Consider the following 22,899-nt stretch of genomic DNA (forward strand, 5'->3'; position numbering starts at 1 on the left):
GAAGTGCCGCCACAGGAGTCAGGGAGATTATCGAATGAAGAGCAAATTGGCCCGCTTCGGCGGCGCGGCGATGGCTGCGACGCTGCTGGTTCTTACCGCCTGCAACGCGTCGGACAACAAGTCGGCGACCGCACCGGGCGCGAAGAACTGGACCGAGTTTCGCGACCAGTTCCTCGCAGGATATTTCCCGCTCAACCCGAACTTCGCGGTCTATCAGGGCAAGCATGAGTTCGACGGGCAATTGCCCGACTGGTCGCCCGAGGGGCTCGAAAAACAGGCCGCCTATCTTGAAAAGGCGATTGCGGATGCCAAGGCCTTCGACGGCGAAATGACCGACGCCGAGAAGTTCGAGCGCGACTATCTTGTGCACGTCGCGCAGGGGCAGCTCTTCTTCCTCCGCGATACCGATTTCGCGCAGAAGAACCCGTCCTTCTACACCGGCGCGCTCGACCCCAATGTCTATATTGCGCGGCCCTATGCCGACGCGACGACACGGATGAAGGCGTTCATCGCCTATGCCGAAAAGGTTCCTGCCGCCGCTGCACAGATCAAGGCCAACCTGAAGCTGCCGCTGCCCGCGACCTTCGTCAAATATGGCACCGCGGGCTTCGGGGGCTTCGCCGACTATTACAAGGGCGACGCCAAGGCGGCCTTTGCGTCGGTCAAGGACGAGGCGCTGCAGAAGCAATTCGACGAAGCCGCCGCGAAGGCGGGCGCGGCGATGACCGATCTTGCGAAATATGTCGGATCGCAGCCGGGCACGCCCGACGGCTATGCGCTCGGTGCCGACAAGTTCGCGAAGATGATCCTGACCAACGAAGGCGTCGATACCCCGCTCGACGAGCTTGAGCGCATCGGGCAGGCCGACCTCAAGCGCAATCAGGACGCGCTGAAGGCGGCGTGCGCTACTTACGCTGCGGGCATGACGATCGCCGACTGCATGAAGAAGATGAACGCCGACAAGCCCGCCGACGGCCCGGTCGCCGAGGCGCGCCGCCAGCTCCCGACGCTGCGCGCCTTCCTGATCGAAAAGGACATCGTGACGATCCCCGGCACCGAACAGGCGCAGGTCGAGGAATCGCCGCCGTATAACCGCCAGAACAGCGCCTATATCGACATCCCCGGACCCTATGAGAAAGGCCTCCCGTCGGTCTATTATATCTCGCCGCCCGATCCCGCGTGGGACAAGCAGACGCAGGCCGATTTTGTGCCCGGCCGCAAGGACCTGATGTTCACCTCGGTGCACGAGGTGTGGCCGGGTCACTTCCTCAACTTCCTCCACGCGAACCGCGCCGAAAGCATTTTCGGCAAGCTCTTCGTCGGCTATGCCTTTGCCGAGGGCTGGGCGCATTATACCGAGGAAATGATGTGGGACGCGGGGCTCGGCGAGGGCGATCCTGAGACGCATATCGGCCAGCTGTCGAACGCGCTGCTGCGCGACTGCCGTTACCTCTCGGCCATCGGCCTGCACACCAAGGGCATGACCGTCGCCGACAGCGAAAAGCTGTTCAAGGAACAATGCTATCAGGACGAAGGCAATGCGCGGCAACAGGCGGCGCGTGGCACCTACGACCCCGCCTATCTCAACTATACGATGGGCAAGCTGATGATCCGCAAGCTGCGCGACGACTGGACGAAGGGCGACCGGACGAAGTGGAAGGCGTTCCACGACGAATTCCTGTCGTATGGCGGCCCGCCGATCCCGATGGTGCGCGCAGCGATGATGAAGGAAGCCGCGCCGAAGGCGGTCTTCTAGGCCGAAGGCGCGCGCAGCCGCGCAACGAAAAAGCCGTCGAGGCCTCCTTCGTCGGCGAGCATGGCGGGCAGGGTGCGGACGAAACCTTGCCCGTCGGCGGCGATCGCCGCGGGCAGTTCGTCCGCGCGTGCCGGGTCGATCGACCAGCCCTTGTGGCGATCGAGAAAGGTGGACAGCTGGTCCTCGCCCTCGGCGCGCTCGAGCGAGCAGGTCGCATAGACCAGCGTCCCGCCCGGTTTGACCCAGCCCGCGGCACGTTCCAGCAGTTCGGCCTGCAACGCCGCCATCTCGGCAATCTGCCGGGGTTCGATCCGATGCAGCACGTCGGGATGGCGGCGAAAGATGCCGGTCGCCGAACAGGGCGCGTCGAGCAGCACGGCGTCGGCCAGGCCCGCGGGCGCCCACGAGCGGATATCGCCCTGCACGACCTCGGCCGAAAGGCCCGTGCGTTCGATATTGGCGCGCAGCCGTTCGAGCCGTTTCGCGCTGGAATCGACCGCAACGACGTTCCATCCGGCCGCCGCGAGCTGCATTGTCTTGCCGCCCGGCGCCGCGCACAGGTCGAGCACGGTGCGGCCTTCGCCCGCGCCGAGCAGGCGCGCGGGCAGGCTGGCCGCGAGGTCCTGAACCCACCAGCCGCCTTCGCTATAGCCGGGCATCGTCTCGACCGCCTGCCCGCGCGGCAGGCGGCGATGACGCGGTGCTAAGGACACCGCGTCGGGCCATTCTTCGGCGCCGGGTTCGTGCGCGAAACTGAGGTCGATCGGCGGCGGCGCGCTCCAGATTGCCTCGGCTGCCTCGACCATCTTCAGATCCCATGGCTCGGCCCAGCGTTCGGCGGTGGCGAGGGGAAGCGTGGCGCGGTCGGGGAGCTTCCATTCTTCCTGCTGCGCGCGCGACAGGATCGCGTGGACCAGCCGCCGCGGGCCGCCGTCGACGAGCGGCAGGGCGGTCGACACGACGGCATGACCGGGGCTTTTGAGCACGAGCAACTGGGCGAGCGCGATCCGCAGAACGGCGCGCGACTTGACGTCGTCGGGCAGGATTTGCGACGTCGCGCCATCGATCAGCGCATCGATATCGACCATCCAGCGCAGCGTTTCCGACGCGATCGCGACGGCGAACGCCCGATCGGCGCCGCCCAGGCCCTGCGCGGCGGCGTGCATCGCCACATCGAGCGGATCGCCGCGGCGTAGAATCGCATCGACCAGCCGCAGCGCGGCGCGGCGCGCTGCCGTTCCCGCGGGATCGGCGCCGCCGGGGGATCGCCGGCGACGGGGCGGACGGCGATCAGCCATGACGGGCAACGGCGTGGTTGGCGTGACGCATGAAAAATCCTATATGTGGCGCATCATGACCGACAGCAGCCAGAACGCGACCATCGGCGGAACGCCGCGCGCTGTAAAGCGCCCTGCCCATGTGAAGGCTCCGACGGGCTGGACCAGCAGCGCGCTCCCGTCGCCGGCACCGATCCACGAGGACAAGGCCGAGGATCAGCCCGGCGGGCGCAATCCCGTGCGCTATGGCGACTGGGAATTGAAAGGGATCGCGGTCGATTTCTGACGACGGCGGGCAGGGGCGCCATCGCGCTCCGATATTGGTCGATCGACGACCAAGCCGGGCCGCCCGCGCGATGCGGGGCGGCCCGTACTAACTGGCTCAGGCGGCCGGCAGTTCGGTGTTGAGCGGCATCTTGCCGCTCTTGACCTGCTCGGCGAACACTTCGCGCATCAGCTGCAGCGAGAAGAGGTGCGCGAAGATCAGGCCGAGAATGCCGTTCTGCATCAGCTTGCGCAGCACGTCGCCGCGCAGTTCGCGCAACTTGTTTTCGTCGACCATCTGGAACCCGCGATAGACATAGGGCTTGTCATTGCCTTCCTGCTGGATCGCGACTTCGCCGTCCATCAGCAGGTCGGCCTTCTTCAGTTCGTCCATGAACAGGCCGGTGCGCTGGCCGGCTTCTTCGAAATTCTTGCAGAATTCGAGCACAGCCTGCACCTGCTCCGACGGCTGGCCGTCGACGAACAGCGCATCGCCCTCGTCGAACTTGCCGAGCGCGCCCGAGGTCGGGTCGAAACACAGCGACAGATCTTCCGAATCGGGCTGAAGGCGCGCGAGCAGGAAGGGGTAACGACGGACATAAGCCGGGACGTAGACCGGGTTGAGCAGCTTGCCTTCATCGTCGACGAAGGTGTTGATGCCTTCGTTGAGGCCCATCAGTGCCAGCGGAACCGGATTGTCGCCTGCCGAAAACACGATCGGGAAAAAGCGGCAGGCCGACACGAATTCGTCCGACGTCAGCGGGATTGCGTGCTGGCCGACCAGGAATTCCGCATTGTCGAGCGGGCGGGCGTGGAAGTCCGCATGGTCGACGCTCGAAAGCGGGACGAGGTCCTTGTAAAACAGCGGCAGGTTGGCAGGTGCGGGCGCAGTGGCCATGGTTGAACTCCGGTAGGGTCCCGCTGATGGGACGAAAAAGGATACAGCGCCTTATTGACCCGCGCGGCGCGGCGCAAGGGGGCGTTGGTGCGCGGTGAATGGTGTTTTCAGGCGATGAGCTTGCCGGGGTTGAGGATGCCGGCAGGATCGAGCCCCGCCTTGACCCCGTGGAGTGCCGCCAGCCGCGCCGGGCTGTCGAGTTCCGCGAGAACGTCGCGCTTCATCTGTCCGATCCCATGTTCGGCCGAAATCGAGCCGCCGAGTTCGAGCACGTGTGAATAAACGAGCCGGCTGACCGCCGCACCCTGTTCGGTGATCCACGCGGCGCCGTCGCTCCCTGCGGGCGGCTGGACATGGTGATGGACGTTGCCGTCGCCGAGGTGCCCGAAAGACAGCGCGCGCGCGCCGGGAAAGGCGCTGTCCAGCCGCTGCGGGTTTTCGGCAATAAATGCGGGCATCAAGTCGATCGGTACGCTGATATCGTGCTGGAGCGCAGGGCCCTCGGCCCGTTCGGCCTCGGAAATGGAATCGCGCAGGCGCCAGAAATCCTCGCTTTCGCGGTCGCTCTTGGCGATCACGACATCGCGTATCAGCCCGGCCTCGAACGCGGCAGCGAGCTGTTGCTCCAGCGCGTCGCCCAGCGCCTGGTCGATTTCGCCGGCGAGTTCGGCCAGGACATACCAGGGCTGCGCGGCGGCGAGCGGTGCGCGCGTTTGCGGGATATGACGCAGCACGGCGTCGAGGCAATCTTGCGGGATGAGTTCGAATCCCTCGAGCTCGCGTCCGATCGCGGCGTCGAGGCGGCGCAGCAGCAGCAGCGCGGTTTCGGGCGAATCGATCCCGATCCAGGCGGTGCGCCGCGCGGCCGCCGCGGGGACAAGGTGCAGGCACGCCGCGGTAACGATCCCCAACGTCCCTTCGGCGCCGCACAATAGGTGCCTGAGGTCATAGCCGCGATTATCCTTCTTGAGCGGGGCAAGCCCGTCGAAGATGCTCCCGTCGGGGAGGACCGCCTCTATCCCGGCGACGAGCGCGCGCATCGTTCCATGGCGCAGCACCTGCGTCCCGCCGGCGTTGGTCGACACCAGCCCGCCGATCGTCGCCGACCCCTTGCCGCCGAGCGTCAACGGAAAGCGCAGGTCGTGGGCGAGGGCAGCCTCGTGAAAATTCTGGAGCACCACGCCAGCCTCGACGACGGCGAGCCGCGCCGCTTCGTCGATATGGCGGATGTGGTTCATGCGCCGCAGGCTCAGCAGCAACTGGTTGCCGCTCGCGTCGGGCGTTGCGCCGCCGACCATGCCGCTGTTGCCGCCTTGAGGAACCAGCGCAACACCGGCGTCGTGGCACAGGCGCACGGCGGCGGCGACCTCTTCGGTCGTGGCGGGGGACAGCATCGCGGCGGCGCGCCCGTGATATTTGCCGCGCCAGTCGGTCAGCCATGGCGCCATCGTTTCGGCGTCGGCGCTATAGCCTTTCGGCCCGAGCAAATTGGCAAGGGCATCGAGCAGCGATGCGGTTGGCGGGCGCGTCACGTCGTTCCACTCCGGAAATATCCCTCGTCCGGGCGGGGCGAAGGGCGACAGCAGTTCATTTGATGTTCAATCATCCTTGTTAAAAGGGGCGATGGACGAATAGTATCCTTTCGTCCAGCGGGATGGACGCGGGAGCCAAGGGTGAGCATTTTCTTCTGTCAGGACGCCGAAGGAGCGATAGCACGGCTGTGCTGACTGCGGCGTTCCTGTGGATCATGGCCGCGCCGGCGGCCGATGCAGCGGTGCCTGTCGCCGCGCCCGAGCCATTGGTCGCGGTCGGCGCGCAGACGCCCGACCAGGCCTCGTCCTTCTGGCAGGTGGTGATCGAGCAGCAGCTGATTATCCGCGTCCCGGCCCAGCGCTCGCAGCTCAACAATTTCGCCGCCGGACCCTCGCCGTCGCGGCGCGCAACCGAACTGCCGATCGTCTGGAAAGAGAAAAAGGCCCCGAAATGCGTCGCGATGCGCAACATATTGGGGATGCAGGCGGTCCAGCGCGACAGCATCGACATCATCACGCGGCAGAAGCAGCGTTTGCGTGCGCAGCTCAACCGCGGGTGCCGCGCGCTCGACTTCTACGCCGGCTTCTACATGCAGGGCAGCAAGGACGGGCGACTGTGCGAGGATCGCGACCAGATCCACGCGCGGACCGGCGCGAAATGCGAGATCGACAAGTTCCGGTTGATGGTCCCCGTTCGCGAGGACGATTAGGCGCCTGACCCTGTCGCGTTTTTCGCGGACTTTCCTTGACTTTTCGCCGCCCTTTCCCCAATGGCCGCGGCAACGTCCGCCTGCGTGGGAGGCAGGGCGCCACTCTTTTTCCGGACATATTGCCTCATGAAATTTGCCGATCTCGGCCTTTCCGACGAACTTTTGCGCGCGATCGACGAGTCGGGCTACAGCGAAGCGACCCCGATCCAGGCCGGCGCCATCCCCTCGGTGCTGATGATGCGCGACATGATCGGCATCGCCCAGACGGGCACGGGAAAGACCGCGTCCTTCGTGTTGCCGATGATCGACATCCTCGCTCACGGCCGCGCCCGCGCGCTGATGCCGCGTTCGCTCATCCTTGAGCCGACGCGCGAACTCGCTGCGCAGGTCGCTGAAAACTTTGAAAAATATGGCAAGTATCACAAGCTGTCGATGGCGCTGCTGATCGGCGGCGTGCAGATGGGCGATCAGGTCAAGGCGCTCGAAAAGGGCGTCGACGTGCTCATCGCGACCCCCGGCCGCCTGATGGACCTGTTCGAACGCGGCAAGATCCTGCTCACCGGCTGCAACCTCCTCGTGATCGACGAGGCGGACCGGATGCTCGACATGGGCTTCATCCCCGACATCGAGAATATCTGCACCAAGCTGCCGGCGAATCGGCAGACCCTGCTGTTCTCGGCAACGATGCCGCCGCCGATCAAGAAGCTGGCCGACAAGTTCCTGTCGAACCCGAAGACGATCGAAGTGGCGCGCCCGGCGAGCCGCAACGAGAATATCGAGCAGTTCCTGGTCAAGACCTCCGAACGCGGCAAGCGCGACACGCTGCGCGACCTGATCGAGGCCGAGGACATCGGCACCGCGATCATCTTCTGCAACCGCAAGACGACCGTGCGCGAACTCGCGAAATCGCTTCAGCGCCACGGTTATAAGGCGGGCGAGATCCATGGCGACATGGACCAGTCGAGCCGCATCGCCGAACTCGACCGCTTCAAGGCCGGGACGATCAATATCCTCGTCGCGTCGGACGTCGCGGCGCGCGGCCTCGACGTGAAGGGCGTCAGCCACGTCTTCAATTTCGACGCGCCTTGGCATCCCGACGATTATGTCCATCGCATCGGCCGCACCGGGCGTGCGGGCGCGAAGGGCCGCGCTTTCACGCTGGTGACGCCCTCCGACGACGAGGCGGTCGACAATATCCAGAAGCTGACCGGCTACAAGATTCCGGTCCATGGCGGCGCCGCGCCGGCCGCCGATACGGGCGAGCGCGACGCCGATGATGCCGAGCCGCGGCGCGGTCGTTCGGCGCGTGGCGGACGCGGCAAGAGCGGATCGAAGCCCGAAAAGGCGCCTGCGCGCCCGGCGCCCGCTGCAGCCGAAGCACGGCCGGCCAAGCCCCCGCGCGATGATCGCAAGCCGGCGCGTGAAGATCGCCGGCCGAAGCACGACGATCTCGACGGCCCCGACGACGGCTGGAACGGCCCGATGCCGGGGTTTCTTTCGGTGGGCTTCGGCAGCTGACGCGCAGCGAGCCGATGCTGGTCAGAGCCTGACCAGCATCTTTCCGATATTGCCGCCGGAAAACAGGCCGAGGAAGGCGCCGGGCGCCGACGCCAGCCCGTCGTGCACGGTTTCGCGCATCGTCACCGCGCCGCTCGCGATCAACCCGCCCATGTCGGCATAGAATTCCTCCATGCACTCGATGAACTGGTCGGTGTAGATAAAGCCTTCCATGCGGATCCGTGCCGGGATCGTGCGGACGAGATATTTCATCTCCTGCGCCTTGCTGTCGTTGTAGACGTCGATCATGCCGCAGATCGCGAAGCGTGCGAAATCGTTGGCGGTCGCAAAGGCCGCGTCGAGATGTTCGCCGCCGACGTTGTCGAAATAGACGTCGATACCCGATTTGCCGAGGCTTTCGAGCGCGGCGGCGAGTTGCGGCAGCACCGGCTCCGCCTTGTAATCGATCACGGCATCGGCGCCGAGGTCGTGGACCCAAGCGCATTTTTCGGCGCCGCCCGCCGAGCCGATGACGGTCATTTCGCGCGCCTTGGCAATCTGCACCACCGCCGATCCGACCGCACCCGCCGCCGCGGAAACGAACACCGTATCGCCGGGCCTTGCACTGGCGACGCGGAGCAGCCCGATCCACGCGGTGCCGCCGGTCAGCCCCATATTGTGGAGGAAGGTCTGCGGGGTCATCCCGGCGGCGAGGGCTTCGGCGGGCAGCTTGTTGGGCATCATGTCGAGCCCGATGATACCGCCGTCGCGCCAGCCGCCCATATGAAGGATCAGGTCGCCGGGGGCGAACCCGTCCATGGTGCTTTCGAGCACCTCGCCGATCGCGCCGCCGGTCATTGGCTGATCGATCTGGAAGCTCGCTGCATAGCTTTTCGCATCGTTCATGCGGCCGCGCATATAGGGATCGACCGACAGCCACAGGTTGCGGATGCGCAACTGGTCCTTGTCGAGCGGTGCTTCGGGCAGTTCGCGCAGCGCGAAATTATCCATCGTCGGCAGCCCGTGCGGACGACTGGTCAAATGCCATGCCTTGGCCATCGGAATCCCCCCATTCCTCAATTTCGCCCGGCGACGGCAACAAAGGTCAGAAAAGCCGTTGCCACTGCCAAACAGTGTCGTTAAGACCCCGCCGGTCGCGGGGCCGTAGCTCAGATGGGAGAGCGCTGCAATCGCACTGCAGAGGTCAGGGGTTCGATTCCCCTCGGCTCCACCAGCGACCCTCCACCCGCAAACCCCTGAAAACTGCGCGCCGCATGGTTCGCAATCAATAGTCGCCGGGTCTGCGCCGTCCCTTCACAAACCCGGTAAACGCGGCAGTCGCGATAAGCTTTATTGCCCGGCATAAGTGTCGATTGCCGCGAAGATGCGCGTCAATTGCGTACGCTCGTCGACATCGATATCGGGGCGCCAGATTTCGAACAGCAGGATCGTGCGGTCGCTAGCGCCGCGGTTCCATGCCTCATGTTCGAAACTGTCGTCGAAGATCAGCATCTCGCCCTCGCGCCAGCTTCGCGTTTCGGCGCCGACGCGCAGGCCGCAGCCGTCGGGCACGATCAGCGGCAGGTGACAGATAAGCCGCGTGTTGAGCAGGCCGTGGTGCGGCTGGATATGCGTGCCGGGGGTGAGGCGCGAAAAGAGCGCGATCGGTGCGCGGCCCGGGATAACGGGCTGCGGCGCCAGTTCGAGCGCGGCGAGGGTCGCGGGACAGAGCGCGTCCATCCCGTCGGCGATGACGCCGTCTTTCCACAGCCAGGCCGCGCCCCAGTCGGGCTTGTCGAGCAGCGGATTATTGGGCGGCGGACGGTCGGGACTGGAGGTCACATACGGGCCGAACCGGTCGGCCGCATTGCCTGCAAGCGCCAGCAGTTCGGCACGGATCGCGTCGGTCGCCGCCTCGACGGCCTCGACCCATTCGAAATCGGCGCGCTCGAAGAAGGGGCGCTGCGCGAGCCCGGGGAAATAGAACATGCTCGGTAGCTGGAGATAGAGCGGCTGTTCGCCGGCAAGCACGCGGAGAGCTTCGGCCACGCGCGGGGTCGCGCTGGCGGCATCGATCCCGGCGCCGCGCAACTGGCCGAGCAGGTGGTCGGCAAAAGCGCGCTCGGTTGCGGCGATAAATTGTTCGGCGCGCTGGAGGCCGGGGTGCAGCGCGGGCGGGACGCTGCGCGCCTGCGCCGCGGTGCCGAGCGCGAGGCGATAGAAACTGCCTGCGGCGCGATCGTCGGAGAGGCCGCGCTTGAGTTCGGCCATCGCGAGCAGCGCCGCGATATTGCCCCGGTCGGCGCGGATCGCGGCTTCGAGCACGGCGGTTTCCGCCGCGAAATCGCCGCGGCGATGGGCGTCGCGTGCCTGATCCAGCCATGTCGTCTGCCCCGTCATGATTCCAGCCATAACGGGGCGCCGGACCTTTGCAAGCGACGCCCCAAAATGCCTCAGGCTTCGGCCGGCGGCGACGCCTCGGCAGGCTTCGCCGCGCCGCGGAGCCATGTCCGCATCCCGCGCACCGGCGGGGTGCGCCAGATGGCCATCAGCAGTGCGAGGAGCGCGGCCCACGGCAGGATCGCCGCCCCGACAACGAGGATGAACGACAGCATCACGCTGCCGCTGTGGACGAGCATGTTCAACGCGTCGCTGAACGGATTGCCATAGCCGATCCCGGGCAACCCGCCGGTGCCGACATAGTCGAATTGCATCGGCGTCGTGGCGAGCATCGCTTCGCCCGTCCTGCGCGTATCGCGTTCGCCGTCGAGTTGGCGTCGCATCGCCGCGATCTGCTGTTGCAGCTCGGCGCGTTCGCGATCGCCGAGGCCGCCCTGTTTGAGCCGGGTTTCGAGGCGCGTGATTTCGGCATTGAGGTCGGCGCTGCGGCGCTGCGAGTCACTGATTTGCGTGCCGACATCTTCGCCGCTGATCCGTGTCGCCGCGAGCACACCTTCGGCCTTTTCGACGCTGGAGAGCGCATCGCGGCCGAATTTGCGCGCGATCGCCGGGTCGAGCTTGAAGAGGAGCTGCGCCTCGACTTCGTTTTCGCGCACGAGGCGATAGGTCATCCCTGCGATGCGGCAGCGGTTGGTGCCGAGCGCTTCGCACGCGGCGGCATGTTCCTCTTGCACCTTTGCAATACGGTTGTCGTCGAGCCGGAAGGCATAGGCATAGTTGAACGCGACGCCCGGGGCCGATGTGACGCCGATATTGGGACTGCGCACTGCGGGCGGGAGAGCGTCCGCTGGAGCTGGAATTGACTGGGGCGCGGCGTCGACTGGCACCATGTCATAGGCGGGGGCTTCTTTTAGCGATTCCGAGTTTTTTTCCGAACAGCCGATCAGGGCGAGCGCCATCGCGCCCGCTAAGAGCTTGGTTTTCATGAAGTCTCTCCCAACATGCGACTCATGGTCGCATGTGATGTCATATCATAATTGAAAGAGTAGACAATCTGTTTCAGGCGAGCTTGATAAAGCTGTCGAGGACGCGTTTCGATCCGGCCTGTTCGAACTCGACTTCGAGCTTGTTGCCGTCGATATCCATGATTTCGCCATAACCGAACTTCTCGTGAAACACGCGCATCCCGATGGCGAGGTCGGCGCGCGCCTTGGCGCCGACCGATGCGGCGGGGCCTTTCTCGCTGGGCGCCGGCGCGCGCGTGATGGTCGACGATCCGGCGACTGCGCGCTGCCATGCGGGGCCGCGCGTCATCGTGCGCGCCGGCTGGCGCTCGGCAACATGCGCAAAGGGATCGCCCTGCGCCGACCAGTTCGCGCGCCACAGGCTCTGCCCGCCGCCGAAGCTGTTTTCGCTGTCGACATGTTCGGGCGGGATTTCGGCGATGAAGCGGCTGGGGATGCTGCTCATCCACTGGCCATAGATGCGGCGGTTCGCCGCGTGATAGATGCTCGCGCGCTGCCGGGCGCGGGTGATCGCGACATAGGCGAGGCGGCGTTCCTCCTCGAGGCTCGCGATACCGCCTTCGTCCATCGATCGCTGCGACGGGAAGACGCCGTCCTCCCATCCCGCGAGGAAGACATGGTCGAACTCGAGGCCTTTCGCGGCGTGGATCGTCATGATCGTGACCGTCTCGGTCTGGTCGTCATTGTCGCGGTCCATGACGAGGCTGACATGCTCGAGGAAGGCTTCGAGCGATTCATATTCCTCCATCGCGCGGACCAGTTCGGACAGGTTTTCGAGCCGCCCCGCGGCCTCGGCGCTGCGATCGGCTTGGAGCATCGCGGTATAGCCCGACTCGTCGAGGATCAGCTGGGTCAGTTCGGGGTGCGACAGCTCGTTCGCCTTCGCCTGCCAGCCGCGCATCTGCGCGACGAAATTGGCGAGCTGGCGGCGCGCCTGCGGGGTCAGCTCGTCGGTCTCGGTGATCCGCGATGCGGCATTGAGCAGCGGTAATTGCTCGGCACGCGCATATTGGTGGATGCGCTGGAGCGCCTTGTCGCCGAGTCCTCGCTTAGGGACGTTGACGATCCGCTCGAACGCGAGATCGTCGGCCGCCGACTGGACGAGACGGAGGTAGGCGAGGGCATCGCGGATTTCGGCGCGCTCGTAGAAACGGAAACCGCCGACGATGCGGTACGGCATGCCGATCGCGATGAAGCGGTCTTCGAACTCGCGCGTCTGGAATTGCGCGCGGACAAGGATCGCGGCGCGGTCGAGGCTGACCTTGCGGCGCTGGAGCGTCTCCAGCTCTTCGCCGATGCGCCGCGCTTCCTCCGGCCCGTCCCATACACCGACGACCCGCAGCTTGTCGCCGGGGTCAAGCTCGGTCCATAGCGTCTTGCCGAGGCGGTCGCTGTTCTGCGCGATCAAGGCCGAGGCGGCGGCGAGGATCTGCGGCGTCGAACGGTAATTCTGTTCGAGGCGGATCACCGTCGCGCCGGGGAAGTCCTTTTCGAAGCGCAGGATGTTCGCGACTTCGGCGCCGCGCCACGAATAGATCGACTGGTCATCGTCTCCGACGCAGCAGATATTCTTGCGCGCCTGTGCGAGCAGCCGCAGCCACAGATACTGGCTGGCGTTGGTGTCCTGATATTCGTCGACGAGGACATATTTGAAGCGCGCCTGATATTGTTCGAGCACGTCGCGGTGCGTTTTCAGGATCACGAGCATGTGGAGCAGCAGGTCGCCGAAGTCGCAGGCGTTCAATGTCTTCAGCCGCGCCTGATAGAGCGCGTAGAAATGCTGCCCCTTGCCGTCGGCGTAGGATTCCTTGTCGGCGGCATCGAGATCGGCGGGGGTCAGCCCGCGGTTCTTCCACTTGTCGATCAGCCCCGCGAGTTGGCGCGCGGGCCAGCGCTTCTCGTCGAGCCCTTCGGCCTGGATGAGCTGTTTCAGGACGCGAAGCTGGTCGTCGGTGTCGAGGATGGTGAAATTGCTCTGGAGGCCCACCAGTTCGGCGTGTCGCCGCAGCATCTTCGCCGCGATGCTGTGAAAGGTGCCGAGCCAGGGCATCCCTTCGACCGCGTCGCCGATCATCCGCCCGATACGCTCGCGCATCTCGCGCGCCGCCTTGTTGGTGAAAGTGACCGCGAGGATTTCGGACGGCCAGGCGCGCCGCGTCGCGATGATGTGCGCGAGCCGCGCCGTCAGCGCTGCGGTTTTGCCCGTGCCCGCGCCCGCGAGCATCAGCACCGGGCCTTCGGTCGTCAGCACCGCCTGCCGCTGGGGGCCGTTCAGTCCTTGCAGATAGGGCGGGTCCGAAGGGTCGGGGCGGGTCAGGTCGGGCGTCGAGACGGGGGGCATGTTCACGCGCGAACGATTAGGGAACAGCGAGCAGGCTGTCCAGTGCGGTGAGGCGATCCGAAGGCAAGTTTCCGGCGCGTTTCAACTCGTCGAGCGTGGCAAGCGCCATCGCGCGATAGGCGGGCAGGAGGGCCGGGCTGTGCGCCGTCAGCGTGGCGAGGTGGTCGCCGACCGTGCGCGCATCGCCGCGCAGCAGCGGCCCCGACAATCCCGCAAAGCCGAACGCAAGGCTGTTTTCGAGCGCCGCGCGGACGAGCGGAGCGAGCAGCGCCGCCGGATCGTCAACCCCGGCATCCTCCAGCGCGTGCGACGCCCCGGCGATCAGCGTCACCAGATGGTTCGACGCGTGACAGAGCGCCGCGTGATAAAGCGCCCGCCGGTCCTCCGCGATTTCGACGGCGATGCCGCCGAGGAGCGCGACGAACTGTTTCGCGCTTTCGGTCGCATCGGCGGTCGAACCGGTGATCGCAAAGCGCGCGCCTGCCATGCGCTGCACCTCGCCCGCGGGGTCGCCGGTAAAGGTCATCGCGGGGTGGATCGCCGCGGTCAGCGCACCGGCGCTGCGCAGCGGATCGAGGATCGCCGCGCCGCTGCGTCCGCTGACGTGGAAGATCAAGCTGCCGCGGCTTGCGGACGATATAGCGGCCATCTCGCTGACGACGCCGGCGAGAGCATCGTCGGAGACGGCGATCGCGATGACGTCGCATTGAGTCATGAGCTGTCCGATCGCGGGCGCCGCGATGGCGCCGATCCGTGTCGCCGCGGCAGCGGTTCGTTCAGGGGAGCGACCCCACATTATCGGGGGCAGGGTCGAATGCGGCGCGAGGGCCAGCGCAAGCGCCTGCGCAACGCGGCCCGCGCCGACGACGCCGGATTGATGGAGACGAAGACCGGTCATGGGCGCGGCGTAGCGCGGAGGCGATGATTTGCCAACGGAGCGTCGGCTTTCCGACTGGTTGCAGACCTTTGGACTGCCGGGTAGATTCGCCCGATGAAACTACCTTGGCGAAAAACGAGACCCATCCCGGAAGCGCAAATTGTGCTCGCAGCCGAGGTCATTGCTGCGACTTGGGATACCGGTGAAGACGGACAGGTAGCTGCCTTGAGGCGGAACGGATTTGATGAGGGGCAAGCACGAAGGTTGCTGGCATTTCTGCCGATAGCCTTCAGCCGACCGATCTTGGAAGAATTGGGGATAGTCGATTTCGATCCTAACGTAACCGTGAGCGGGCCCGATGGAGCTTTTTTGAATGCGAAACTGATGCGGCAACCCGAATATGTTCAAGGCCTGAAAGTCGCTCGTGATCACCGCAGCAGAGGCGTGATGGATCACGAGGTTTACAAACTGATTGCTTTTAGCAGCGCCGATCTCAATGCGGTGGATAACGCACTAAACGAGAAAGCAGACGTTACAGGCGCAACGATCGCAACTTCGCTTTTGGACGCCAAAATCGCCCTTCACCTCATTCGGTAGGCGGGGCCGCTGCCCGCCGCATAACCGTCATCCAGACTTTATCTCGCCATTCCCTCCATCTACGGTCGAGCCATGCTGAATTCCCGGATCACTCGACTGGCAGGCACGGCGTTCGCGCTCCTCGCGCTCTCCGCCTGCGCCGGCGCCAAATATCGCCCCGTCGCCGATACGCCGGTCCGTATCGGTCCCGCCTATACGGTTCGCGGCACGACCTATGTGCCCGCGGCGGCGCCCGCCTATGAGGCGATCGGCTATGCGAGCTGGTACGGCAGCGAGTCGGGGAACCGCACCGCGAACGGCGAGCAGTTCCGTCCCGGCTGGATCACCGCCGCGCACACGACATTGCCGCTCCCGACCTATGTCGAGGTGACCGCGCTCGACACCGGGCGGCGGATCATCGTCCGCGTCAACGACCGCGGGCCGTTCGCGCGCGGGCGCGTCATCGACCTGTCGCGCGGCGCGGCGGAAGAGCTGGGCATGAAGGCACAGGGCCATGCCGCGGTGCGCGTGCGCCGCGTCGAACCCTCGGAAAAGGACCGCGAGCGGCTTCGCAAGGGCAAGCCCGCAGCCTCGCTTGAACTGGTCCCCGAACGCGAATTGCAGCGGCTGCGCGCGCAGCTGCCGGCGCAGGGGCGCTAAGCTGCGCGCATTCCGCTTGATAGGGCGCGGTAGAGCGTCCAAAGCGGCGCCGTTATAAACAGGGAGGGGCATCGCCCGTGGATCTGGCACCCTATCGGCAGCATCGGCGCATCCTGACCGCAAGCCTCGTCGGCACCGCGGTCGAATTCTATGATTTCTATATCTATGGCACCGCCGCGGCGCTGGTGTTCGGGCCGCTCTTCTTTCCGTCGGAATCGCCGTCGGCGCAATTGATGCTCAGCTTCATGAGCTTCGGACTTGCCTTCTTTGCGCGGCCCGTCGGCGCGATCGTCTTCGGCCATTATGGCGACCGGATCGGGCGCAAGTCGACGCTTGTCGCCTCGCTGATGCTGATGGGCGCCTCGACTTTGCTGATCGCCTTCCTGCCGACCTATGCCATGGTCGGCTGGGTTGCGCCGCTCTTGCTCTGCATATTGCGTTTCGGGCAGGGTTTCGGGCTCGGCGGCGAGTGGGGCGGGGCCGCCCTGCTCGCGGTCGAGAATGCTCCGCCGGGATGGAAATCGCGCTTCGGCATGTTTCCTCAGCTCGGCGCGCCCGTCGGGTTCATCGCGGCGAACGGGCTGTTCCTGCTGCTCGGGCTGGGGCTCAGCGACGCTGATTTTGCGGCGTGGGGCTGGCGTATCCCGTTCCTCTTCTCGGCGCTGCTCGTCGGGCTGGGGCTATGGGTGCGGCTGAAGATCGGCGAGACGCCCGATTTCAAGGAAGCGCTGGAGAAAGAAGCGCCGGTCGGCGTGCCGCTCGGCGAATTGTTCCGCCACCATCTGGTCGCGACGCTCGCGGGGACCTTTGCGGTCGTCGCCTGTTTCGCGATCTTCTATCTCGCGACCAGCTTCGCGCTGGCGCATGGGACGACGGCGCTCGGCTATCCGAAGGAGCAGTTCCTGCTCATCCAGCTCGGCGCGATCCTGTTCATGGCGGTAGGGATCGTCTTCGCCGGCTATATGAGCGATGCGTCGAGCGCGCAGCGCGTGCTGACATGGGGCTGCGGCGCGACGGTGCTCGTCGGTTTCGTCTTTGGCCCGTCGCTGGCATCGGGAAGCTGGCTGACGACCTTCCTCGGGCTTGCGGCCGCGCTGTTCGTGATGGGGCTGGTCTACGGCCCGCTCGGCAGCTGGCTCACCGCGCTGTTCCCCGTACGCGTGCGCTATACGGGCGCGTCGATCGCGTTCAATGCGGGCGGCATATTGGGCGGCGCGATGGCGCCGATCATCGCGCAGGCGCTGGCGGAGCGGGGCGGAACCGAAACGGTCGGTTATTATCTGGCGCTGGCGGGTGTGGTGAGCTGGCTGGGTCTGCTGATGGTGCGGAGGCAGATGATCAGGCAAGCCTGAGCAGCGTCAGCTTCGCCTTGCCGACCTTGCGTGTCGCATCGATTTCGAAGCCCGGGACATCGACATTTTCGTTGTGCGCCGTCTCGATCGAAATCCAGCTGTCGGGTCCGATCCAGCCGAGGCGATTGAGCTTGTCGAGCGCGACGCTACCCGCGCCGGTGTCATAGGGCGCGTCGAGCATCAGCAGGTCGTACGTACGCCGGGCTGGCCCGAGCGCGAGCACCGACCCGGCGCGGATGTCCGCGCGCGGCGTGGCGCTGAGCGCTCCCAGATTCTTGCGCAGCACGTCGATCGCGTCGCGGTCCTGTTCGGCGAACAGGCATTGCTCGGCCCCGCGTGACAGCGCCTCGATGCCAAGCGCGCCCGATCCGGCGAACAAATCCGCTACGTGGAGGCCTTCGAAACTGCCGACGCGGCTGGTCAGCATCGAGAAGAGCGTTTCGCGCGTGCGGTCCGCGGTCGGACGCGTCGCGTCATTCTTCGGCGCGAGCAGCTTGCGGCCGCGCCATTCACCCGAAATGACGCGCATCAGCCCATCTGCCGCCGGAATTTGAACAATTCGTCGCGTGGGACGACATCGACCGCGCCGAGCGGCATGTCGCCCAGCTCGAACGCCCCATAGCGCGTGCGGATCAGGCGGCTGACCTGCAATCCGAAATGTTCGAGCACCTTGCGCACTTCGCGGTTCTTGCCTTCGGTCAGCGTCATCTCGACCCACTGGTTCCGCCCCGTGCGGCGTTCGAGATTGGCGTCGATCTTGCCATAGCGGACGCCGTCGATCTCGATCCCCAGCGCCAGTTCCTCGAGCTGCGTCTGGCTGATGTCGCCGAAGGCACGGGCGCGATAGGTGCGCTCGACCCCGCTCGCCGGCAGTTCGAGCTGGCGCTTGAACTCGCCGTCGTTGGTGAGCAGCAGCAGCCCTTCGGTATTATAGTCGAGACGGCCGACGGGCATCAGGCGCGGCAAATCCTTGGGCAGCAGGTCATAGATCGTCTTGCGCCCCTTGGGGTCGCGCGCCGCAGTGATGCAGCCTGCGGGCTTGTGGAAGCGGTAGAGGCGCGTCGAGACGGGCTTGGCGACGGGATTGCCGTCGACCGTCAGCCCTTCGAGCGACGCGAGCAGAGGCGCGGGCTGGACGATGACCTGACCGTTCAGCGCGATGCGCCCTTCCTCGATCATCCGCTCGACGTCGCGGCGCGATCCGACCCCGGCGCGCGCCAGCAGCTTGGCGATCCGCTGCGGACCGTCCTCGCGTTCGGCCTCGGCGGGCTTCGATTTGAGGGCCGATGCAGCACCGCGAGCGGCGCGGCGTCCCTTGGGCGCGTCGCGATCGCCAGCGGGTTTCGGCGCCGAGCGGGGCGCGGGGCGGGGTGGACGGCGTGTCGTCATCGGAACGGATGCGGCTTTCTTGTCGTTTTCGAGGGGAAATAGTGTTGCGTTGTAATCACGCTCATAGCCGGAAAAGACTCGCTTCGTCGATGGGAAGCAGAAGCAATCTTGCAGGACGGCGCGGAGCGGGTCATGGCGACGTTAAAGGGAGTCATCATGCTCTTCGTCCATCGCCCGACCTGCATCAAGCGGCTGCTGATCATCGAGGATGATCCGCTGACCGCGTTCGATAACGAACACACGCTGAAACATAGCGGGTACGAGATCGTCGCGACGGTCGATTCGGGCGAAGCCGCGGTGCCGATCATCGCCGCCGAACCGATCGACGCACTCGTCCTCGATCTCGGCCTTGCGGGACATATGACCGGACGCGAAGTCGCCCGGCTGGCGCGCGACCGCGGTATCGCGGTGCTGCTGGTGACCGGGCAATGCCCCGAGGATGCCGCCGACATTGCCGTCGCCTGCCTTGGCAAACCGCACAGCCCGTCGGCGCTCATCGCGGCGCTGCGCGCGGTCGAGACGATGACGTGCAAAAATCAGGCGCCGCGCAAGGTGAACGGGCTGCAAACCTATTGGCGCCCCGCTGCGGCCTGAGCGCGACCAGCCGATAAATAGCCGCTTCCAATTTGATGCCGAGCCTTTAGGCCGTTTCCCAAGAGACAATTGCATCCGCCGGCCGGATGCACGGGGAGCGTGTGCATGTCGGTTGATCTGATCCGGTTTATCATTTTTGTGGCGATCCTTGGCGGGCTGGCGGTGGTCGCGCTGTCGATCCCGGCGTTTCGCCCCTATCTGCGCAAAAATCCGCTGATCACCTTCCTGCTCGGCATATCGAGCGGTTTTCCGCTGACGCTTCTGATCGCGACGATGACCTTCTGGTTGGCTAAGGTGGGGATCGATACCGCGACGATCGGCTTCGCGGTCGCGCTGGGCATTCCCTATACGATCAAATTCCTGTGGGCGCCGCTTGTCGACAAGCTGCCGCTGCCGTTCCTGACAAAGACATTCGGCCAGCGGCGCGGCTGGCTCTTCTTCATCCAGGCCTTGTTGTTTGTCGCGATCTGGCAATTGGGGGCGAGCGATCCGCAGCCTGGCCAGATGGGGACCTTCGCGGTGTGGGCGCTGATTACTGCCTTCCTTTCGGCGACGCAGGATATCGTCATCGACGCCTATCGCATCGAAATCCTCGAAGAGGAGGAGTTCGCGCACGGCACTGCGACGAACCAGTTCGGATACCGGACGGGCAATCTGATCGCGGGCGCGGGCACGATCTATTTCGCGTCGAACGAGGGGTTGGGGCTGGGCTGGGCGACCGCCTATGGCCTGACCGCCTTCTGCATCGTTCCGGCGATCCTCGGCGCGCTGTGGGCCGGGCCGGGCAAGTTCGTCGACCGGTTCGAGCATACTGCGGGGATGAAGGTCGGCCAGTGGCTGACCGAAGCCGTCGTGAACCCGTTCCGCGAATTCCTGACGCGCCACGGCGCTTTCCTGATCCTCGGCTTCGTCCTCGTCTACAAGGTCGGCGACGCGATGGGGCAGACGATGCTCGGGCCGATGATCGTCGACCTCGGCTTTCCCGACCTCGATTATATCTCCGCCAACAAGCTGTGGGGCTTCGGTGCGCTGATCGTCGGATCGGCGCTCGGCGCGCCCTTCCTGCTGTGGCTGGGCATGGGCCGCGCACTGCTGATTTCGGGACTGATGATGATGTTCTCGAACGTCATGTTCATGATCCTCGCGGCGACGGGCAATAATTACTGGATGCTGGTTGCCGCGATCGTCACCGAGAATCTGACGAGCGGGATCGGGCTGACGGTGTTCGCGACCTATCTCTCAGGGCTGTCGAGCATCGCCTATACCGCGACGCAGTTCGCGTTGCTGTCGTCCTTCGCCGGGGTCGGCCGCACGTTCATGGCGGGACCTGCGGGGATCGTTGCCGAGAAACTCGGCTGGGTCGGCTTCTGGGGCTTCACCGTCGTCGCCGCGATTCCGGGAATGCTGCTGCTCTGGGTCCTGTGGAGCAAGGGTTATGTCGGTGCCGGCATCCGCCAGACCGACGGCGTCGACGAGCGTCAGTTGCGGCAACCGGTGGGCGCTTGGCGCATCGTCGGCTTCGCAGCGATCGTCGCGGGGCTGGTTGGCGTCCTCCTTTACCAGCAACTTCAGCTCGGCACCCATATCCTCATCGCCTCGCTTGTCGCTTTCGTCGTCGGCATGTTGCTCGCTTGGAAAGGCAAGTCTTCGGCAGCGGTAGCATAGCCGGTGCACTTCTTCCTCATCTCGATCGCGCTTCAGCTGCTGTGCATCGTCCATGTATTCCGTACGGGGCGGAATACGGCATGGATCATGGCGATCGCTTTCCTGCCGATGGTCGGTATCCTTGCCTATTTCATCGTCGAAATCCTTCCCGGACTCTCGCGCGATCGGCGCGTGCGTGAAGCGCAAACGAAGATTGCGGACAAGATGGATCCCGAACGTCGCATCCGCGAAGCGCGCGACGCGGCCGAGTTCAGCGATACCGCAGGGAACCGGATCGAATATGGGGACGCCCTGATGGAACGTGGGCGTCATGCCGAGGCGCTTGACCAGTTTCGGGCTGCCGAGCGCCTGTCGCCACACGCCGACCGGACGATCGGGATGCGGATCGCCGAAGCGGCGTATGAGGCAGGGCGCTATGTCGAGGCACTGGCTGCGATCGACGCGCTGCCCGAGACGATCTCGCGTACCGAAAACGACCGGCGTGCGCTGTTGAAGGCAAAGGTTGCCGAAGCCGATGGACGGACGGCGGACGCGCTTGCGATCTACCGGGATATCGTGGGCCGCGTCCCGGGCGACGAGATCCGTTGCCGGATCGCCGGCATATTGATTGGCAGGGGCGACAAGGCCGGGGCGAAAGCGGTGCTGAAGGAAGTCGAACAGCGCATGAAGCGCACGCCGCCCGTGACGTTGAAGGCCGAGGCCGAAATGTATGATTGGGTGAAGCGGACGCTCGCCGACCTGCGCTAGGCGGGCCATTCCCCGTTGAGATCGAGGACGACGCCGGCGAGGTAGAGCGAGCCGCAGATCAGCACATCACCGCGTGGGCGATGATCGGCTATATGGCCCAGTGCCACGGTTACATCGTCGCAGGGTTGCACATCGGCGATGCCGAGATCGCTCTGGACCCAATGGCAAAGATCCTTGGGATCATGGTGCTCGTGCCCCGGAATCGGGACCGCCTGAAACGAGGCGATGCGATCGGCGAACGGGCGAAGGAAACCCACCGCATCCTTGTTCTTCAGAAGGCCGCATATGATGTGGAGCGGCTCGCGGTCGCTAAGCGCATTCGCGAGCGCGCTGCCGGCGTCGGGATTGTGTCCGCCGTCGAGCCAGGCTTCGGTGTCGTCCGGCAGAAGCTCAGTGAGCGGTCCGGCACCGAGGCGCTGCATGCGGCCGGGCCAGAAAGCGTCGGCGATGCCCCGCGCGATCTGTCCGTCGGTCGGTTGCGGATCGGGCGCCAGGCGGAGCATCGCGATGGCCAGCCCGGCGTTGCGCATCTGGTGCGTACCGGTCATGCGCGGGCGCAGCGGTCCTTCCACCGAACCCAGTTTCGAATGCCAGCGGAAGGCCTCGCCGTCGACCTCGACCGCCCAGCCTTCGCCCTCTGGAAAGAGCGTCGCGCCGACATCGGCGACCTTCGCGGCGATGGTGTCGCGGATATGGGGTGGATAGGCGAGGGTGGCAACGGGCGTGTCGGCCTTGATAATGCCCGCCTTTTCCCACGCGATGCGCGCCGCCGGATTGCCGGGCGTCCCGGCTTCGGGCGCGAGCAGGAAGGCCTCGTGGTCGATGCCGAGCGAGGCGATCCCGGCGACCGCGGGGGGCGGAATGATATTGGTCGCGTCGAGCCGCCCGCCGAGTCCGACCTCAATGATGCAATCGTCGGCCGGGATGCGCGCGAAGGCGAGGAAGGCGGCGGCGGTGGTGACCTCGAAGAAGCTCGCCTGCAGGTCGGCCGCTTCGTCGAGCACTTCTTCGAGGAGCGCGGCAAGCAGCGCGTCGTCGATCAGCGTGCCCGCGAGCCGGATGCGCTCGTTGAAGCGGACGAGGTGCGGACTGGTGTAGGCATGGACGCGGCGCCCTTGCGCTTCGAGGATCGCGCGGAGATAGGCGCAGGTCGATCCCTTGCCGTTGGTGCCCGCGACATGAAAGGTCCGCGGCAGCTGGAGTTGCGGATTGCCGAGGCGCGCGCACAGTTCGGCGACGCGTTCGAGCCCGAGGATATCGCGGCCCGGCGACAGCGCGGCGAGCCGGTCGAGCTGGGCCTGCACCGCAGGGTCGGAGCTATGGGCGTGGTCGGCCATGG

General features: G+C 65.6%; 21 protein-coding genes and 1 tRNA gene. 11 read left to right on the plus strand and 11 right to left on the minus strand.

Going from position 1 to position 22,899, the window contains the following annotated elements:
• Positions 1 to 34 precede the first annotated feature (34 nt).
• Complete coding sequence (locus VGN62_RS12700; protein ID WP_327454386.1) at positions 35 to 1,756, plus strand: DUF885 domain-containing protein; 1,722 nt, start codon at positions 35 to 37, stop codon at positions 1,754 to 1,756.
• Here the strand turns inward: VGN62_RS12700 and VGN62_RS12705 are convergent.
• On the minus strand, positions 1,753 to 3,054 hold the full coding sequence (locus VGN62_RS12705; RefSeq protein ID WP_327454388.1) for an RsmB/NOP family class I SAM-dependent RNA methyltransferase: 1,302 nt from the start codon (positions 3,052 to 3,054) through the stop codon (positions 1,753 to 1,755). The two genes, VGN62_RS12700 and VGN62_RS12705, sit on opposite strands and share 4 nt — an antisense overlap.
• Here VGN62_RS12705 and VGN62_RS12710 point away from each other — a divergent pair.
• The gene (locus VGN62_RS12710; RefSeq protein WP_327454390.1) at positions 3,053 to 3,319 is read left to right on the plus strand and encodes a DUF1674 domain-containing protein; all 267 of its coding nucleotides are present in this window, start codon (positions 3,053 to 3,055) and stop codon (positions 3,317 to 3,319) included. The two genes, VGN62_RS12705 and VGN62_RS12710, sit on opposite strands and share 2 nt — an antisense overlap.
• 96 nt (positions 3,320 to 3,415) lie before the next feature.
• Here the strand turns inward: VGN62_RS12710 and VGN62_RS12715 are convergent, their stop codons facing one another.
• Both VGN62_RS12715 and VGN62_RS12720 read right to left on the minus strand, forming a co-directional pair.
• On the minus strand, positions 3,416 to 4,195 hold the full coding sequence (locus VGN62_RS12715; protein WP_327454392.1) for a SapC family protein: 780 nt from the start codon (positions 4,193 to 4,195) through the stop codon (positions 3,416 to 3,418).
• Positions 4,196 to 4,302: 107 nt separating this feature from the next.
• The gene (locus VGN62_RS12720; RefSeq protein WP_327454394.1) at positions 4,303 to 5,727 is read right to left on the minus strand and encodes an FAD-binding oxidoreductase; all 1,425 of its coding nucleotides are present in this window, start codon (positions 5,725 to 5,727) and stop codon (positions 4,303 to 4,305) included.
• A gap of 188 nt (positions 5,728 to 5,915) precedes the next feature.
• Between VGN62_RS12720 and VGN62_RS12725 the strand changes: the two genes are divergently transcribed.
• Together VGN62_RS12725 and VGN62_RS12730 are read left to right on the plus strand one after the other, a co-directional pair.
• Positions 5,916 to 6,437, plus strand: coding sequence for a hypothetical protein (locus VGN62_RS12725; RefSeq protein WP_327454396.1), 522 nt, complete (start codon positions 5,916 to 5,918; stop codon positions 6,435 to 6,437).
• 126 nt (positions 6,438 to 6,563) lie between these two features.
• Entirely contained in the window at positions 6,564 to 7,955 is a 1,392-nt protein-coding gene (locus VGN62_RS12730) for a DEAD/DEAH box helicase (protein WP_327454398.1), read from the plus strand.
• A gap of 21 nt (positions 7,956 to 7,976) precedes the next feature.
• On the opposite strand, the gene VGN62_RS12735 is transcribed toward VGN62_RS12730, so the two are convergent.
• The gene (locus tag VGN62_RS12735; RefSeq protein WP_327454400.1) at positions 7,977 to 8,993 is read right to left on the minus strand and encodes an NADP-dependent oxidoreductase; all 1,017 of its coding nucleotides are present in this window, start codon (positions 8,991 to 8,993) and stop codon (positions 7,977 to 7,979) included.
• A 99-nt stretch (positions 8,994 to 9,092) separates the two neighbouring features.
• On the opposite strand from VGN62_RS12735, the gene VGN62_RS12740 reads away from it, so the two are divergent.
• Positions 9,093 to 9,168, plus strand: a tRNA-Ala gene (locus VGN62_RS12740).
• A 116-nt stretch (positions 9,169 to 9,284) separates the two neighbouring features.
• Here the strand turns inward: VGN62_RS12740 and VGN62_RS12745 are convergent.
• From VGN62_RS12745 to VGN62_RS12760, 4 genes are all read right to left on the minus strand, one after another.
• Positions 9,285 to 10,334: an aspartyl/asparaginyl beta-hydroxylase domain-containing protein gene (locus VGN62_RS12745; protein WP_327454402.1), complete on the minus strand. Its 1,050-nt coding sequence runs from the start codon at positions 10,332 to 10,334 to the stop codon at positions 9,285 to 9,287.
• 53 nt (positions 10,335 to 10,387) lie between these two features.
• A complete protein-coding gene (locus tag VGN62_RS12750) occupies positions 10,388 to 11,320 on the minus strand; it encodes a DUF4349 domain-containing protein (protein ID WP_327454404.1) in 933 nt (310 codons plus the stop codon).
• A gap of 73 nt (positions 11,321 to 11,393) precedes the next feature.
• Positions 11,394 to 13,700 (minus strand): ATP-dependent helicase, encoded by a 2,307-nt coding sequence (locus VGN62_RS12755; protein ID WP_327455011.1) that lies wholly within the window; start codon positions 13,698 to 13,700, stop codon positions 11,394 to 11,396.
• 16 nt (positions 13,701 to 13,716) lie between these two features.
• Complete coding sequence (locus tag VGN62_RS12760) at positions 13,717 to 14,598, minus strand: Rossmann-like and DUF2520 domain-containing protein (RefSeq protein WP_327454406.1); 882 nt, start codon at positions 14,596 to 14,598, stop codon at positions 13,717 to 13,719.
• Between the two features lie 93 nt (positions 14,599 to 14,691).
• On the opposite strand from VGN62_RS12760, the gene VGN62_RS12765 reads away from it, so the two are divergent.
• The 3 genes from VGN62_RS12765 to VGN62_RS12775 all read left to right on the plus strand — a co-directional run bounded on the left by VGN62_RS12765 (position 14,692) and on the right by VGN62_RS12775 (position 17,165).
• Positions 14,692 to 15,174: a hypothetical protein gene (locus VGN62_RS12765; protein ID WP_327454408.1), complete on the plus strand. Its 483-nt coding sequence runs from the start codon at positions 14,692 to 14,694 to the stop codon at positions 15,172 to 15,174.
• A 72-nt stretch (positions 15,175 to 15,246) separates the two neighbouring features.
• The gene (locus VGN62_RS12770) at positions 15,247 to 15,813 is read left to right on the plus strand and encodes a septal ring lytic transglycosylase RlpA family protein (RefSeq protein ID WP_327454410.1); all 567 of its coding nucleotides are present in this window, start codon (positions 15,247 to 15,249) and stop codon (positions 15,811 to 15,813) included.
• Between the two features lie 83 nt (positions 15,814 to 15,896).
• Positions 15,897 to 17,165 carry an MFS transporter gene (locus VGN62_RS12775; protein WP_327455013.1) on the plus strand — a complete coding sequence of 423 codons (1,269 nt, stop codon included), beginning with the start codon at positions 15,897 to 15,899 and terminating at the stop codon, positions 17,163 to 17,165.
• Here VGN62_RS12775 and rsmD read toward each other — a convergent pair.
• Together rsmD and VGN62_RS12785 are read right to left on the minus strand one after the other, a co-directional pair.
• Positions 17,152 to 17,694, minus strand: coding sequence for a 16S rRNA (guanine(966)-N(2))-methyltransferase RsmD (rsmD, locus tag VGN62_RS12780; protein ID WP_327454412.1), 543 nt, complete (start codon positions 17,692 to 17,694; stop codon positions 17,152 to 17,154). The genes VGN62_RS12775 and rsmD overlap by 14 nt on opposite strands.
• Positions 17,694 to 18,554, minus strand: a complete 861-nt coding sequence (locus tag VGN62_RS12785) for a pseudouridine synthase (protein WP_327454413.1) — start codon at positions 18,552 to 18,554, stop codon at positions 17,694 to 17,696. Before VGN62_RS12785 ends, rsmD begins: the two co-directional genes overlap by 1 nt.
• Positions 18,555 to 18,686: 132 nt before the next feature.
• On the opposite strand from VGN62_RS12785, the gene VGN62_RS12790 reads away from it, so the two are divergent.
• The 3 genes from VGN62_RS12790 (at position 18,687) to VGN62_RS12800 (ending at position 21,560) form a co-directional block, all read left to right on the plus strand.
• Positions 18,687 to 19,148, plus strand: a complete 462-nt coding sequence (locus tag VGN62_RS12790) for a response regulator transcription factor (RefSeq protein WP_327454414.1) — start codon at positions 18,687 to 18,689, stop codon at positions 19,146 to 19,148.
• A gap of 105 nt (positions 19,149 to 19,253) precedes the next feature.
• The gene (locus VGN62_RS12795; protein WP_327454416.1) at positions 19,254 to 20,813 is read left to right on the plus strand and encodes an AmpG family muropeptide MFS transporter; all 1,560 of its coding nucleotides are present in this window, start codon (positions 19,254 to 19,256) and stop codon (positions 20,811 to 20,813) included.
• Between the two features lie 3 nt (positions 20,814 to 20,816).
• Positions 20,817 to 21,560 carry a tetratricopeptide repeat protein gene (locus VGN62_RS12800; protein ID WP_327454418.1) on the plus strand — a complete coding sequence of 248 codons (744 nt, stop codon included), beginning with the start codon at positions 20,817 to 20,819 and terminating at the stop codon, positions 21,558 to 21,560.
• On the opposite strand, the gene VGN62_RS12805 is transcribed toward VGN62_RS12800, so the two are convergent.
• Positions 21,557 to 22,897 (minus strand): folylpolyglutamate synthase/dihydrofolate synthase family protein, encoded by a 1,341-nt coding sequence (locus tag VGN62_RS12805; RefSeq protein WP_327454420.1) that lies wholly within the window; start codon positions 22,895 to 22,897, stop codon positions 21,557 to 21,559. The genes VGN62_RS12800 and VGN62_RS12805 overlap by 4 nt on opposite strands.
• Between the last annotated feature and the right edge of the window lie 2 nt (positions 22,898 to 22,899).

This window comes from Sphingopyxis sp., assembly GCF_035998905.1.
In the GTDB taxonomy this organism is placed as follows: Bacteria; Pseudomonadota; Alphaproteobacteria; order Sphingomonadales; family Sphingomonadaceae; genus Sphingopyxis.